This is a genomic window from Altericroceibacterium indicum (genome assembly GCF_009828105.1).
Classification (GTDB): Bacteria; Pseudomonadota; Alphaproteobacteria; order Sphingomonadales; family Sphingomonadaceae; genus Altericroceibacterium; species Altericroceibacterium indicum.
Genome location: NZ_WTYQ01000004.1, coordinates 184,312 through 200,016, shown reverse-complemented (window position 1 = coordinate 200,016; position 15,705 = coordinate 184,312). Strand labels below are relative to the sequence as shown.

General features: G+C 55.1%; 10 protein-coding genes. 6 read left to right on the top strand and 4 right to left on the bottom strand.

Going from position 1 to position 15,705, the window contains the following annotated elements:
* Positions 1 to 66: 66 nt before the first annotated feature.
* Positions 67 to 2,271 carry a TonB-dependent receptor gene (locus tag GRI39_RS11750; RefSeq protein ID WP_160739913.1) on the bottom strand — a complete coding sequence of 735 codons (2,205 nt, stop codon included), beginning with the start codon at positions 2,269 to 2,271 and terminating at the stop codon, positions 67 to 69.
* A 259-nt stretch (positions 2,272 to 2,530) separates the two neighbouring features.
* On the opposite strand from GRI39_RS11750, the gene GRI39_RS11745 reads away from it, so the two are divergent.
* The 6 genes from GRI39_RS11745 to GRI39_RS11720 are packed head-to-tail and all read left to right on the top strand — an operon-like array spanning position 2,531 to position 10,856.
* Positions 2,531 to 5,173, top strand: coding sequence for a TonB-dependent receptor plug domain-containing protein (locus tag GRI39_RS11745; protein WP_160739912.1), 2,643 nt, complete (start codon positions 2,531 to 2,533; stop codon positions 5,171 to 5,173).
* Positions 5,173 to 6,543 (top strand): serine aminopeptidase domain-containing protein, encoded by a 1,371-nt coding sequence (locus tag GRI39_RS11740; protein WP_160739911.1) that lies wholly within the window; start codon positions 5,173 to 5,175, stop codon positions 6,541 to 6,543. The genes GRI39_RS11745 and GRI39_RS11740 overlap by 1 nt, the downstream gene beginning before the upstream one ends.
* Entirely contained in the window at positions 6,540 to 7,907 is a 1,368-nt protein-coding gene (locus GRI39_RS11735) for a spinster family MFS transporter (RefSeq protein WP_160739910.1), read from the top strand. The genes GRI39_RS11740 and GRI39_RS11735 overlap by 4 nt, the downstream gene beginning before the upstream one ends.
* Positions 7,907 to 9,115 (top strand): cytochrome P450, encoded by a 1,209-nt coding sequence (locus GRI39_RS11730; RefSeq protein WP_160739909.1) that lies wholly within the window; start codon positions 7,907 to 7,909, stop codon positions 9,113 to 9,115. The genes GRI39_RS11735 and GRI39_RS11730 overlap by 1 nt, the downstream gene beginning before the upstream one ends.
* A 24-nt stretch (positions 9,116 to 9,139) precedes the next feature.
* Positions 9,140 to 9,811: a GntR family transcriptional regulator gene (locus GRI39_RS11725; protein WP_160739908.1), complete on the top strand. Its 672-nt coding sequence runs from the start codon at positions 9,140 to 9,142 to the stop codon at positions 9,809 to 9,811.
* 28 nt (positions 9,812 to 9,839) lie between these two features.
* Positions 9,840 to 10,856 (top strand): alpha/beta hydrolase, encoded by a 1,017-nt coding sequence (locus GRI39_RS11720; protein ID WP_246205063.1) that lies wholly within the window; start codon positions 9,840 to 9,842, stop codon positions 10,854 to 10,856.
* 130 nt (positions 10,857 to 10,986) lie between these two features.
* Here the strand turns inward: GRI39_RS11720 and GRI39_RS11715 are convergent, their stop codons facing one another.
* The 3 genes from GRI39_RS11715 to GRI39_RS11705 form a co-directional block, all read right to left on the bottom strand.
* A complete protein-coding gene (locus tag GRI39_RS11715; RefSeq protein WP_160739907.1) occupies positions 10,987 to 11,166 on the bottom strand; it encodes a hypothetical protein in 180 nt (59 codons plus the stop codon).
* A gap of 285 nt (positions 11,167 to 11,451) precedes the next feature.
* Positions 11,452 to 12,462: a glycoside hydrolase family 5 protein gene (locus tag GRI39_RS11710; RefSeq protein WP_160739906.1), complete on the bottom strand. Its 1,011-nt coding sequence runs from the start codon at positions 12,460 to 12,462 to the stop codon at positions 11,452 to 11,454.
* Between the two features lie 58 nt (positions 12,463 to 12,520).
* A complete protein-coding gene (locus GRI39_RS11705; RefSeq protein WP_160739905.1) occupies positions 12,521 to 15,607 on the bottom strand; it encodes a TonB-dependent receptor in 3,087 nt (1,028 codons plus the stop codon).
* Between the last annotated feature and the right edge of the window lie 98 nt (positions 15,608 to 15,705).

The following is a 15,705-nucleotide window of genomic DNA, read 5'->3' as shown; positions in this document are numbered from 1 at the left end:
CAAAGTACAAAAAGGGTGGCGAGAGGAATACCCTCGCCACCCTTTATCGCATTAAGACTGACAGCATCAGAAGCGCACTGACGCACGCACCCCATATTCACGCGGCGCGCCATAGAACTCATTGTTCCCTGACTGTCCGCTGACATATTTCTTATCCGCAAGATTGGTACCGTACGCTACCAGCGTCCAATCATCCATCTTCAAGGTTACTTGGGCTGACAGCAGCCCTCGGCCTTTGAGATAATCAAGCTCAGGATTATAGACGAGATTGGTCCAGCGCGAACCGACATAGGCATAATTCACCCGAGGGGTAAGCGTTGCCCTCCCAAAGTCGAACTCATATTGCGCGCCAATATTATAGGACCATTTGGGCGAGAAGAGATTGGGCCCGTCCCCGGCCGTTACAATATAGGGTTTGTAGTTGAAGCAGACCGGTGGATTGGATTCGACTCCATCGGCGCATTGCGGCCCATATTGCGAAAGCGCAGGCAAGGCCCGCTGATTCACCAGTGTGACCGCATCAAGATGCGAATCCACATAGGCTATGCCGCCATCCATGTTGAAGCCGCCGAAGGAAGCCTGCCCCTGCCATTCAATGCCCTTGATGGTCGCATTGGCAACGTTGAACACACCGGTCTGACCGGTGCCAGTATCGCGGGCATCAAACTGGAAGTTGCTATAGTCCATGTAGAAGCCGCCAAGCTGGCTCTGCAAATGGCCATCAAGCAGCGTAGCCTTCCAGCCTGCCTCATAGTCCCAGACCGTTTCAGGCCCGAATTCGGACACTGCGGAATTGGCCCCACCCGGCTTATATCCCCGCGCCGCGAAGACGTAGAACACGTTATTGTTGTCCGCTTTATAGTTCAGCGTCACCTTCCCGGTCATACGGCCATCCTGATGGCTCCCGGCAAGGTCAGCCACTTGCAGCCCGTTCGGCCCGAAAATTGGACCGCCTGCGCCAATGGTCACACTGCCTGCACCCTTGGCCTTGAAGTGCGAATAGCGTGCGCCGACCTGCAACTCGAGGGCATCTGTCAAATGGTAACCCGTTTGGGCAAAGACGCCCCATGTCGTCTTGTTCTGGCCCTGAACAATGTCAGTGGGATCAGTGGGCACATCGCTCGCTGTCTGGATATCCACATCAACCTTGTTCTTCTGGTAATAGCCCCCCAGAATCCAGTTGAAGACGCCATCCGTGGGGGAAATGATGTTAAATTCCTGGCTCCACTGGCGTTCGCGCACGAACTGGTCCTGCGTCTGGTTGGGGCTTTGCCCAGCCTTGCCGGGCAGGATTGCCCCATCACTGTCGTAAAGGTTGTTGATCCGCTTGTTTGTATATCCGCTGACGGAACGCAATTCGATGCCATTATCAAGCGTATAGCTGAGGCGAAGGCTGCTCAGAAACCCGCGCTCATGGTTGAGCGTGGGTGCATTATACGTCAGCTCACGAATATTGTCGGTACGGTTATTATCGAAAGCCGTGCCCAAAATAGGCCGATAGGCGTAACCGCCGGTGTTCTTATCAACCCATTCGATCTTGCCGATCGCTTTGAAACTGCCCGGCTCAAACAGAATCCCAAGCCTGCCAGCCTGTTCATCAAGCTTGCCAGCATGGTTTTTGAACGGCCCAAGATCGGTATAATAGCTGTCGCGTGTGCGGCTGGTGCCTGCGGCCCGAATAGCCAGCGTAGAGCTGATCGGCAGATTGATTGCCCCTTCCGCACTGAAGGCATCATAATTGCCATAGCTGGCTTCGGCATAGCCTTCGACTGCTCCGAGCGAAGGATCTTTGGTGTTGATGAAGATTGCACCGCCGGTGGAGTTGGACCCTACCAAAGTGCCCTGTGGGCCGCGCAAGACTTCGATCGATGCAATGTCATAAAAGCTGGATGAGGTCATAATGGGCGGCTGGAACACGCCATCAATATAGGTGGCCACACCATTGGCCACCGCTGGCGACCCACTGGAGATACCGATACCGCGAATATTGACAGATTGAGTCAGCCCCTGATCGGTGATCGACAGCGACGGGGCGGCAAATTGCAAATCGCTAATCCGCTCGACAGCTTTGGCGTCCAGATTGTCGCCGTTCAGCGCCGTGATGGCGATAGGAACGTCTTGCAGATTTTCGTCACGGCGCTGCGCCGTCACCACGATTTCTGTTATATCAGATGCCGTCGCTTCACTCGTTTGTGCGAAAGCCGTTGGCGCCAGACCAGTAGCTGTGACAGGCGCGGTCGCGCAGGCGCAAAGCAAGAGTGCTTTTCTCATTTACCTCTCCCCATGTTTTCCGGGCAATATGTTGCTCCGACAACAATGCGTATGGCGCAATGTGATCGATTACAACACGTAATAAAGTTGAGAAAACAAGGTCCTTAGTGCGTTGCATATTTACCATATATAACTTTCTCAAATGCTACAAAAATGCTCACAAACCATGTTTGTCCTACGTGATTGTTGACAATTTAGTCCGATAAAAAGATAAGGCGCGCAGAAGTACAAAAGTGCGCCGTATTTTTGGGAGACTGTCATGATAGCCTTAGACCGCAGCAAAATTTCGTTCGTCGCGCTTTGCGCCAGCGCAGTTTCTGCCCTCACCATCCCTTCCATCGCTCAGGCACAGGACGCCGCAAGCACGCCCGCGGAACCCGCCACGCAGGCTGGCGCACCGATCGCTGAAACGATTGTCGTGACCGGCACACGAATCAAAGGCATTGCCCCCACCGGCTCGCCCGTTATCGGCCTTGGTCGCGCTGATATTGAAGCAACCGGCGCCAGCACTACGACAGAAATTCTTTCGCAGCTTCCGCAAGTGTTCAACCTCGGGGCCAGCGAAGCCAATTATGGCGCGGCCAACAATCAGAGCGCCAATGTGACACTTGGCACTGGCATCAACCTTCGCGGTCTTGGCACTGAATCCACCCTGACGCTTCTCGATGGCCGCCGCCTGCCTTCCAGTGGCACGCAGGCTCAATTCTTCGACCCTTCGGTTATCCCATCTATGGCGGTAGAGCGGATTGAAGTGCTCGCCGATGGCGGCTCAGGCATTTACGGGTCGGATGCTGTAGGCGGCGTGGTCAACATCATGCTGCGCAAGCTTGATGGTGCGGAATTCGAAGGCCGTTATGGCTTTGCTGGCGATATGGACGAATATAAATTCGGCGGTGCCATCGGGAAGAATTGGGGGTCCGGTTCGCTCACCGTTTCAGGCGAATATATCAAGCGCTCTAATCTGAAAGCAGCAGATCGCAGCTTCTACACCGATGACCTGAGGCCCTATGGCGGAACAGACCAGCGTTCCACCTTCAGCAATCCGGGCAATATTCTGGTCAATGGCACATCATATGCCATCCCCACTGGCCAAAATGGTACAGGCCTGACGCCGGGCGATTTTCAGGCCGGAACCGTCAACCGAGAAAGCCGCTATCTGGGGACAGACGCCCTGCCCGAGCAGGAACGCTACTCTTTCGCCGCAGTCGCTGAACAGGATGTCAATAGCTGGCTGAGCCTCAATGCACAGGGCTTCATTGCCCATCGCCGTGGCACTTTTGCCAACGCTGCCCCTACCGCTACGCTCAACGTCACTTCTGCCAATCCGTTCTTTGTCGACCCCAGCAATAGTGGCGCTGACAGTGTTCAGGTGCAATATTCCTTCCTGGATGATCTTGGCAATTCCGTGCGCCGTTCCACGCAGGACGTCATCTTCATCACCGGTGGACCTCATGCAGAACTGGGTGGCGGCTGGTCAGCCGATGCCTTCTTCAGCTATGGCGAAGACCGCGAACGCTCCGGTGCGTTGCAGGTCAACAATTCGGCTCTGGCGGCCGCACTGGCTGACACTAATCCAGACACAGCCTTCAATCCGTTTGGCGATGGTTCGAACACCAACCCGGGAACATTGCAAACCCTGATCGGTGAATTCCGCGTCGATACCAACTATCGGATGCAGGAATATGGTGTGGCGGCGGATGGTCCCTTATTCACTATTCCGGGCGGCGATGTGAAGGTGGCGCTTGGTGCAAGCCGTCAGGAAATCACCTTCATCAATCTGACACCCCTGCCAGCCAATGGCCACCGCGCCATCAATTCCATGTCCGGCGAATTGTTTGTGCCGATTGTGGGGGCCGACAATGCAGGGCCCTTCATGGAAGAGCTCAACGTCTCGGCCGCCGTGCGCTATGATGATTATAGTGACATCGGCTCCACCACGAACCCGAAACTGGGTGTGACCTGGAAACCGACATCATCGCTCTCCATCCGGGGCAGCTATGGCAAATCTTTCCGCGCACCGACCCTTTCTGACACCGGTAGCCCGTTCAACACGCTGGCGGATTTCACCGATGTTGGCGGCGGAACAACCCGCGTATTGTTCCTGCGCGGCGGGAAGGCTGGCCTCCAGCCTGAAAAGGCCACCACATGGTCGGTCGGCATGGATTACAAGCCAGTCTTTGCTAATGGGCTCAGCCTGTCAGCCACCTATTATAATGTCGATTACACCAACCGCCTCGCGACACCGGGCAACGATTATCTGGCACTGACCAAGGAAGACATCCTCGGTTCGCTCATCACCCGCAACCCGACTGCTGCTGAGGTCAACGCCATTCAGGATGCCCCCGGCTTTGTCGGTGTGCCAGAAGATCCTGCCAATATCGGCGCGATTGTCGATGGACGGAAATCCAATGTCGGCATCGTCCAGACCGATGGCATCGAAGTGATTGCCGATTACACATGGGACAGCGATTGGGCGACCTTCAAGGTCGGTGCCAATGGCGCTTATATCCTGCACTTCAAACAGGCAATTACGCCAGATGCGCCGCTGATCGATATCGTCAATACAATCAACAATCCGCTCCAGTTTCAGGCCCGAGCCTATGCTGGCATCCGTAAGGGTGGATTTAGCGGCACAGCCTACGTCAATTATACAGATGGTTATGACAACAACAGCGTCACGCCCATGCAAAAAGTAGATTCATACACCACTGTAGATCTGTCTCTGCGCTATCTGGTGGATGGAGACAGCATCTTTACGCGCGGCCTGACCTTCACGCTGGACGTAACCGACGCTTTCGACGCGAACCCGCCCTATGTCAGCAATGGCACGATTGCCTTTGATTCCAACGTTGTGAACCCGACCGGGCGCAAGATCGCGATTGGCGTCAGAAAGTCGTTCTAATGAAAATGCTCCATATTATGCCCGGCACAGGCTGGATTAGCAGGTTCGCTTTCCTCAGCATGGGGGCTGCGGCCCTCGCACTGGGCACAGGAGCAATCGCTCACTCTGACCCCAAGGGTGCACACCCTGGCGGTCAGAGTGAAGCCGGCGCAATATCCACCCATTGGCAGGGCACCATGCCCAACGGCAATCTGTGGGAACTTGACATGCCGGCCTCGTGGAACGGCACTGTCATCCTTACCAGCCATGGCTATCATGGCGGGGACGACAAAAAGGCGCTCCATAGCCTGAATGACTCGCTGGATTTGCAAGAAAAGCTGCTGAGCGAAGGCTATGCCATGCTCGGCTCCTCCTATTCCCGCAATGGCTGGGCCGTGGAAGAAGGCATGGCCGACCAGAAGGCGACGCTTGACCTGTTCACGGCGCGCTTTGGCAAACCCAGACGGGTGATTGCCTATGGCCAGTCAATGGGTGGGCTGATCTCGCTTGGGCTGGTCGAGAAGTGGCCTGAGGCAATTGATGGCGCCATGCCGGTTTGCGCTTCAGCCGCTGGCGCAACACCGATGATGAATGTGGCGCTGGATGGCATGTTTGCCTTCAAGACATTGCTCGCGCCCGATCTCACTCTCATTGGTGCAGACAATGAAATGGCGGAACGCGCCAAAGCGCAAAAGGCGCTGGATGCGGCTCAACAGACACCGCAAGGGCGCGCCCGCATTGCGCTCAGCGCAGCGCTCGCACAGATCCCGACATGGTCCGGCCATGACGCTACGCCCGATCAGCAAGAAGAAGCGCTTTACAAAGACCTCCTCTGGGGTGCGATGTTGCCGCGCAGCGATCAGGAAGAGCGTGCCGGAGGCAATTTCAGCTCCAATGTTGGCGTTGATTATGCCGATCTGCTGGCCCGGTCAGGTGAAGCTGATCTTGTGCGCACTCTGTATCAGCAAGCCGGTCTCAATCTTGAGGCTGACCTTGCCGCCATCAATGCCGCCCCACGGATCAAAGCCAACAAGCGTGCAGTCGCTTATATGGACGCCAACTTTGTCCCCTCCGGCAATTTGAAGCGCCCTGTTCTTCTGATGCACACGCTGGGAGACAATATGACCCCACCCTCGCTGACCTCTGGCCTTGCCATCAGGGTAAAAGCTGCGGGTAATGCGGCAAATTTACGCAGAATATTTGTCGACCGCACTGGACATTGCAACTTCACTTCTGCCGAACTTGAAACAGGCCTCGATCAATTGATTGCCCGGTTGGACAGTGGTGCATGGCCTGACCTTTCAGCTCAGCACCTCAATCAAGGGTCTGGCCGGGGCGATGCAGCCAAAGCCTTTTCCGACCAAAAACCTGCAGAAATGACCCGGCCATGAGCACAGCGTCAACCATAGAGCCCCAGGCCGCCCCTGCCCCCAAAGTGCCTTATCCCAGCACAGGCTATTCCTGGTATGTGGTCGCGGTTCTACTGTCGGTTTACATTCTAGCCTATATTGATCGGCAGATTCTTGGCGTGCTGGTCGCCCCGATCAAGCGCGATCTGGATATTAACGACACGCAGATGAGCCTGTTGCTCGGCTTTGCCTTTGCAATGTTTTACACCATTGTCGGCCTACCCATCGGGCGGCTGGCGGATCGAACCAACCGGCGTAATCTGGTTCTGGCAGGCACGACAATCTGGAGCATCTCCACCGCATTTTGCGGCATTGCCAAAAACTACGGGCAATTGTTCGTCGCGCGGATGGGTGTGGGGCTGGGTGAAGCCTGCCTCAACCCTGCCGTTGTGCCGATGCTGAGCGACTATTTCCCTAAAGAAAAGCTGGGCCGCGCGATGGGCGTTTATATGCTCGGCGTCTCCATCGGTGGCGGGCTTGCCCATATTGTTGGCGGTGAGTTCCTGCCTGTGCTGACATCGCAGACCCCGGTAGACCTGCCGCTCTTCGGCGCGGTTCTGCCGTGGGAAGCCATGCTGATCGCGCTGGGCTGCACCGGCGGTCTGATGGTCGCACTGCTGTTCACGGTGCGCGAACCCGCCCGCCAGGGCGAAACGAAACGTGATGCCAGTGGCAAAGTCGTCAACCTGCCCCTCAAAGCCGTTTTCAGCCATCTGGGCCGCCATTGGAAAGCCTATTGCGCGATTGGCTGGCCTCTGGCTGCCAGCGCATTGATGACCTTTGGCGTAGGCTATTGGGTGCCAAGCTTCTTTCTGCGCAGCTACAATCTGTCAGAAGCCGCAGCAGGCCAATATCTGGGTGCCTTTGGCCTGATGTCGATGATCTGCGGTGCGATCGGCGTCGTGGGCGGTGGCTTTCTGGTTGACTACTTGGGCAAGAAATATGCCGATGGCCATTTGCGCACCTTGCTGCTTGGCATCTGCTTGCTTGCCCCCGGCTATGGCATCTTCGCCCTTATGCCTAACCCCACTCTGGCGATCATCGTGATGATCCCGGCAGTCATCGGCGGCGGAATTTTGCAGGCCACAGGCGTCACCACATTGATGGCGGTTGTTCCGCCCCAGATGAAGAGCCAGATTGCTGCGCTTTACTTCTTTATCGTCAATCTCATCGGTGCCGCTGTTGGCCCGACCGCCATTGCCGTCTTGACCGACAGCGTCTTTGCCGATGAATCCATGCTGCGCTTCTCCATTGCCATCGTGGCATTGGGGACTGGCGCCACGGCGGTGGCAGTGCTGCTTGCAGGCCGCGCTTCCTATCGCCGTATGCTCACAGAGGAATTTTAATGTCGGACTCCCCTTCCGATCGCAGCCCTCCGGGCGATGATTTCGACCCTGATGTGGAAGAGACGTTTGAAAGCCCTTATGAGGTTTATGCCGATCTCCGCAGCCGCTGCCCGGTTGCCCATTCGACAGCCTATGGAGGCTTTTGGGCACTGACCCGATATAAGGATGTCGTGGATGCTGTAACCGATACGGACACCTTTATCACTTCCAAGATCAACGTCATTCCCAATATGTCGCTGGGTGAGAGACGCCCTCCCCTTGGCAAGGACCCGCCCGAGCACACCCCTTACCGCCGGGCGCTGGACAGAACATTGCGCGCCGGACGGGTGAAGCAGCTTGAGGTGCCTTTGCGCGCCCATGCCATCCGCGAAATTGACCGGATGATTGATGCAGGTGAGGCTGATATCTCCTCGGATCTCGGCACAATCCTGCCTGCATGGGTAGCGGTGGAATGGCTCAATCTGGAACCGGAAAAGGCTCAATTTCTGGCCAAGGTCGCGCGGCTTTATAATATCGCGTGGCGCGCATCGGATAAGGATGCGGTGAAGAACACCAGCCTCCAGCTTTATGCAATCGCTGAAAATCTGGTCGATGACCGTATCCGCAACCCGCGTGACGTTTCCACCGACCCAGCCTCTGCGCTGCTGAAGGAAGAAACGCCAGACGGCCCGATCCCGCGCGATTATGTCGTGGCGACATTGCGTCAGGCGCTGGTGGTTGGCCTGATGGCGCCGCCACCGCTGTTTGGCAGCATCGCGGTCCACCTTTCGCGTGATCAGGAATTGCAGGATTTCCTCCGTTCTGACCCGTCGCAGATTCCTGCGGCAGTGGAAGAATTCCTGCGCATGTACACCCCCTATCGCGGCTTCGCGCGCACCACCACGCGGCCTGTCACCCTGCATGGCCGAACGATTCTGCCCGATGAACCGGTGACGATCGTCTATTCCTCAGCCAATCGGGATGAAGAAGTGTTCCCGCAAGCCGATCAGTTCATTCTCAATCGGCCCAATATCCGTGACCATCTGGCTTTCGGCAAAGGCGCGCATAGTTGCGCAGGGATGGGTCTGGTGCGGCTTGAAATCCGGATGGTGCTGGAAGAGCTGCTCAGCCGCACGAAACGCTTCACGCTCGCCGGCCCGATTGAAACCACAAGGCTTCCTGAGCTCGGGCCGATTGTAACGCCGCTTGCGTTTGAAGATGCGCGATAGCGAATGAATTTCTATAGTATCGCCATGACAAAAGAAATCGACACTGGTGAAAGCCCGACCGTTTCCAACGTTATGGCGCGAATCCGACAACATATTTTTGAAGGCATCTATGCACCGGGTCAGCGGCTGATCGAAAAGGATGTGGTTGAAGAATATGGCATCGGGCGCGGACGGGCGCGCGAGGTTCTGAAAAGCCTGGTTGGCGAAGGCTATCTGGAATTTGAAGAAAATCGCGGCGTGCGCGTTCGTCGGCTCACGCGGCAAGGCGCAATTGATATTGGCCGTGTCCGCGAAGTCATTGAAGGCTTGGCAGCACGTCTTGCAGCCGAGCGCACCTTTACCGATGAAGAACGCTCCACTCTGGCCAATATTCAGGCGGAAATGGACCGCGCCACCGAAGAAAGGGACGCCGAAACCTTCGCCCATGCCAATCGCAGATTTCACGATCTGATCGTTGAAGTGGCCGATAATTCAGTGCTCACCAAGCAGCTCGAAATTCTGCGGGTGCCCATTTTCCGCATTCAGTTTCAGCAAAGCTTCACCACCGCCAGCATGGGTGAACGCAACAAGGATCACCAGCGCATTACGCAGGCGCTGCTCGATGGTGATGCCGATGCCGCAGAAGCCGCGATGCGCGACCATGTCCGGCGAGGCAACGCCCGCCTTGTAGAATTCGCTGATCGGTTATTCGGTTAGCTGCAGTATAAATTTAAGGGAGAGAGCAATGTCAGCAAAATATGGTTTGATAGGTCTTGCAGGAGCGATGGCATTGATGGTCGGAGCCTGCTCATCGGAAGCGTCGAAGGAACAGGCGTCAGAAAAATCCGATCTGTCGCCTGAAATGGCGCAGCAAAAGGCTGATCAGGAAGCCTATGAAGCCATGCCTGACACGCCCGGAACCGGTGCATACCCCGCCACTAAGGAAATGGTAGCAAGCCTGCCCGACCATGTGATTTATCACCCCAAGGACCTCTCGGCTCTGGGTGATACGAAGCTCGGTATTGTATTGTGGGGCAATGGTGGCTGCGCTGCTGACGGGGCAAGCGCCCGACTGCATCTCGAAGAAGTGGCTTCGCATGGTTATCTCGCCATTGCGCCAGGCACCATCCGCAGCGGCCCCGGAGCAAGCGATAACAAGATCGAACCCGACAATGGCGTGCGCATTGGAGAGGACGGCAAATTCCCTCCTGTTGAAACCACGCCTGAAGATATCATCGCAGGCCTCGATTGGGCACTGGCTGAAAACAACCGCCCAGAAAGCCCCTATTACCACAAGATTGACCCCAAGGCCGTGGCCGTAGCAGGCCATAGTTGCGGCGGCCTTCAAGCCATCAAAATTTCAGCCGACCCACGCATAGCCACCACCATTATTAACAATAGCGGTGTGCTAAATGATGATGTGCCTAATATTATTCAGGGTCTGACGGTCAATAAATCAGAACTATCCGCCCTTCACGCGCCCATCCTCTATATTCTGGGCGGATCAAAGGATGTCGCCTTCCAGAACGGATCGGATGATTTCAAGCGGATCGATAAAGTGCCCGCAGCGCTTGCCAGCATCGATGTTGGCCATGGTGGCACGTTCCATCAATCCAATGGCGGCAAGGTTGCACAGGTCAGCGTTGCATGGCTCAACTGGCAATTGCGCGGCGACAAAGCGGCGGCGAAAATGTTTGTTGGCAAAGATTGCGGCCTCTGCACCGATCCCGATTGGACGTATGAAGAAAAAGGCCTGAAATAATCATGCTACGCTCATGCAAATGCACTGATTGGGGACATTTGTATGAAATCAGTATTACTTAAAAGACAATGGCCGTTATGCGCTCCCCGTTAGAGCGTATAACGGCCATAAGCTTGAGGCGTTGAGACACTTATCGTAGTCGGGTGATGGTCAATTTATCGGCCTTCGCACGATTCTTCACCGATTCCTCGCTCCGGGTGAGGGATTTGGCAATCGCTTTGAGCGGCATCCCCTTCTTCGCCAGCAGATGAAGCTTCTGGATCTCTGTCGAGGTCCAGGGTTGCTTATGTCGTTCGAATTTTTCAGCCATGCAGCAGCCTTAACCCATCAGTTTAAACTGCGCGAGCGCTTGATTTCACGCCCCGCCTATCCTCATGTAATGACAGTAGGCTTGGCACGTCCAGTGTGCTGGCTAATTTTTGCGATCGATTCCGCTGCGATGATCAGCATGGAGCGGTTAAATGCCCTTTATCCTGCCAGCATAGCTCGGTGCCAGGTGCGCATTAGCGGCAAGAGCTGCAAGCAAATCCGAGGGACCGCAAGAATTGTGGCCGCATAATAGTGTGCCGTTACAGCCCTTCAGGTACATGCTTTATTACTGTGTCTTCTGCGCTCTGAGATATTGATACACTTTTTCCCCGGAAGCAGTCCGTTCCTTACGCGAAAAACCGCCTTTGGGGTCAGCGCCAGGGCGAAGGGCTGAGGCTCCCTCACGCTTATCCGCTACAGACCAGTTCAGGTGAGAAATGTTGTGGGCATTCATGAAATCCCACCATTTCTGTGACCATTCCTGATTGATGGAACCGTCTCCGGTGGCAGCAACGAAACCCTGCTCACTCACAAAAATCGGAACGGTGCGCGCAGCTTTTTCCGCCTTGTCCATCAAAGGCTGCTGATGCGCCGGCTCATCAGCATAATAATGCAGAACATAGGCCACGTTCGAGAAATCGAGCGGGTCCGCTGCAGCTATATCGACGCCTTGGGAATAGACAGGTGTTCCCGCAACAATCAGATTACGCTTGTCGATGGACCGGATCGCAGAGATCACACGCTGATGATAAGGCTTGATATCGCCAGCCCAGCTATATTTTGGCAGCGGCTCATTCCAGGTTTCATAAATGATATTCGGATAGGCACCGTAACGGTGCGCAACCTCTTTGAAAAACCGGATAGCCTCTTCAGGATGGGGCTGATGGGCATGCCAGTCGACGACCACATAAATGCCGTCATCAATCGCAGCATCAATGACTGCAAATGCCCGGTCACGTTCAGCTTCGTAATTCTGGAGAATACCACCTGCAGGCTCATCTGAGCCTGTATCGACACCAATTGCGGCACGCACCACATCCACTTTCCAATCGGATGCCAGCGTGTCGATCGTAGCCTTATTATAATATTGCGGCATCCATTGCGACCAAAACAGGCTCATCCCCCGCAAGGTAACGGGTGCGCCATGCTCATCCACAATGTGGTTTCCGGAAACCGCAAGCTGCCCATGTTCGCTCACCGGTGTGCCTTGCGCAGTCGCTGCATGAGCCCAAAGGGCAAGAAACCCTGCCGCCAGAGCGGAAACAAAATAGCGGATAGACATTGCACCTGACCTCATCGGATGCTCCCCCAAATGGCTTGGCAGCCAGCACTATACTGGCTGCCAAGAGTTCAGATCAGAATGTCATTCTGGTGGTCAGAGAAACGCGCCTGTCATTGACGAAGAACGTCCGAGGTGCCTCAAGCCCGTCTGCGTTGATGACCGAGCGTGTCTTTGTCACTGAATTGAACAAATTGACCGCCTGAATACCAACTTTGACGTGATCATTCACATTATAGAGGATCGAACCATCCCACTGGCCCGTTGCATCGGACATGATGGGCAGGTTCGGAGTGATCTCGTCACGGATCGTCAGCAAGTATTTGGAACGCCAATTATAGGCGATACGTGCTGAAATCGGCCCCTTCTCATAGAACACCTGCGCATTGACTGTGTGCTTCGACAAGCCTTCCAGCGGCAGAATAGACGTGTCTACACTGGTGGTGGCCGGTGCCGGGCCAGACAGGCTGTTGGGCAGACTGGATGTGTCAATGAAGGTATAATTGGCTTGAACACCAAGCCCAGACAGCAAGCCAGGAAGGAAATCGTATGTTTGCTGATAAGCAATTTCGAAGCCCTTGATCTTCCCATGGCCATCGGCGTTCTTTGGACCGACAAATGTGACTTCCTGTTCCACACCATTATTTGTGATGGTGCGGGTCTGGGCAATGTTATTCAGAATAACGTTGCTCAGATCCTTGTAGAACAGTGCCCCTGTCAAAGAGCCTACACGATCAAAATACCATTCCGCTGTAAGGTCGAACTGGTTTGCTTCAACCGGGCGCAACGATGGATTGGAATTCTTGCTTGTGCCGTCCAACCGGTATGGTTGCGCAGCGGTCGCAGGAGCAATCGAGATCGTGTTTTGCAACTGGCTGAAATTGGGCCGTGAAATCGCCTTGGAATAGGCGAATCTCATAATGAGATTAGACGTAAGGCCCAATTTCAAGTTGAAGCTGGGCAACCAATGGTCAAACGCATTGCGACTGGTGCGATTATCAGCACTGCCATTCGAAAAGGCGAGAACATCGGCTTGCTGGCTAGCGGTCAAATCGCAGAATGCATTGGTTTGCGCAGGGTCAGCACAAAAGGCCTCAGGGGAAGCCGAATTACCGATGATTTGCTGCCGCGTCGGGAAGGTCAGGAAGCCATCGGCTTTATCCACCGTTCGCACGTAACGCAGACCGATGTTGCCTGACAGCCTCAGGCCACCCAGTAGGTCGGTGCCATCCGTTCCGAAATCGAGCCGGGCATAGGCGGCTTTCGTTGTCTCGGAGTTGGTATAGATTTCACTGGGAAGGAAATTTGTTCCCTGCACTACACCTGCACGGTCGGCCAGAGGGGTCCAACCGAGGTTCCCGCCTTTGGCCACCCACAACTGGTTGACGCGCTGGACCAGAGCCGCTGTCGAGTCATAATTCTTAGCCGGATTGCCTCTTACGTAGAATGCTGCAAAATCCGAATCGCTGCCGAAAAAGTTCCCAAATGGGTAGTAACCGTATTCAGTGCCGCTGGTTTCAGCGAAGCTCACCGGCCCCGAACCTGCCCAGACTTCACTCAATACCGCCCAATTATACAACGTAGAACGGACAGTCTGGTCACGGTCAGCATACCGTGCGCCAACCTTCACCCGGCGGAAGAAACCGCTGTCCATTTCGTATGTGGCATCGGCGCGGAATGCGTATTCCGTTCCCTTATTGTCATCGAAATGGTCCATCGCAGCCCGGTAGTAGGAATGGCTTGGGTCTGCGAAATAGCTCGTGCTGTCACTGCCATCAGGCGCAAGGAATTGAATGTCCGGAGTACCACCAGACATATCAATCGCCGCATCAGCAAAGGTCGAGCCATACACTGAGAAATCAGTCTGCTTGCTGGTTGAACGGACATATTGACCATCAAAATCAAAGGTCAGACGATCAGTTGCTTCCCAATCGATATGCCCCCCGAAATCATCGGTGACTGAACGGGTTTTCACCCCACGATGCGACAGCTGCGTGGTCAAGCCACGGCGGCTGCCACCGGGCGGATCATATCCGCGATCATAACTCACGATACCCGACTGGAAGACACCATCGTCATCGAAAGTATAGCTGGTGCCAGGAAGGGGAAATGTGGTGCGCGCCGGATCGTCCGGATTGCTTTCAATCGTATGTTCACCCCAGGTCTGGCGCGCATCTGTGCGCAGAAACTGGAAAGTGGCGCGAAGATTTTCCGCATTGTTCTCATATTGCAGAGCTGCTGCAGCACCAATGCGTTGGCGGTTAAAAGCCTGCCGCCGGACACCAGCACCGACCGGTGCATAAACGACTTCCCCTGCAGCAAGGCCGGGGAAATTGTCCGTTTCTGCTACCCCGTCACCATTGACATCGCGCGAGCCGTTGAAGCGCTGCTGGAAATTGGTGATCTGCTTGCCTTCAGCTTCACTGAAAAGCTGCGAATAGGATGCGCCCACCAAAATACCGAAACGGCCAGCGTCGGTATAGAAATTGCGGCTATAAAGACCCGACAAAGCAGGAGACGGTTTTTTGGCGAGATCGCCATAGTTGAGATCGGCAGACAGATAGAGCACAGGATCATTGCTGTCGAACGGCTTGCGCGTGTTCAGATTGACCGTGCCTGCAATGCCGCCTTCAATCATGTCGGCCGTCAGGTTTTTGTAAACCTCAACGGAACCAAGCAGTTCAGGTGATACGTCCTGAAAGTTCAGTGACCGGCCGCCATTTGTGGAAAAGCTGTCACGCCCATTGAACTCAGAGCGAACGTAATTGAGGCCGCGCACAACAACACCAGACCCTTCAACAGAGAAGTGATCAGGGTCATTGCCTGCCGCGAAGCGGGTGATCGAAACACCCGGCACACGTTGCAAAGCTTCCGTAACAGAACGGTCAGGCAAGGCACCGATATCCTGTGACGTGATTGCGTCTACCACCGTATCGGAATCACGCTTGAGTGTCTGCGCATTCTCCAGACTGGCGCGAATACCTGAAACGACGATTTCCTGAGTCGCATCCGCTTGCGTGTCGCTTACCGAAGATGATTGCTCAGACTGGTTTTCATCTGTCTGCGCGTGAACGATCGAAGCCGTAGCCAGCGCAACAAGAGACGCTCCCCGCGCCAGCCAGCGGACATGAGATACGTCAAACCTATGATATGAATTGCTCATAATTACCCCCCCAGGCAGAGCCGGTACGTTTAACGCCTCACGCTACTCTGCCATCTTTTGGTTACCCTAAATTGGTAACGCTATTGATAGCGCTGTCA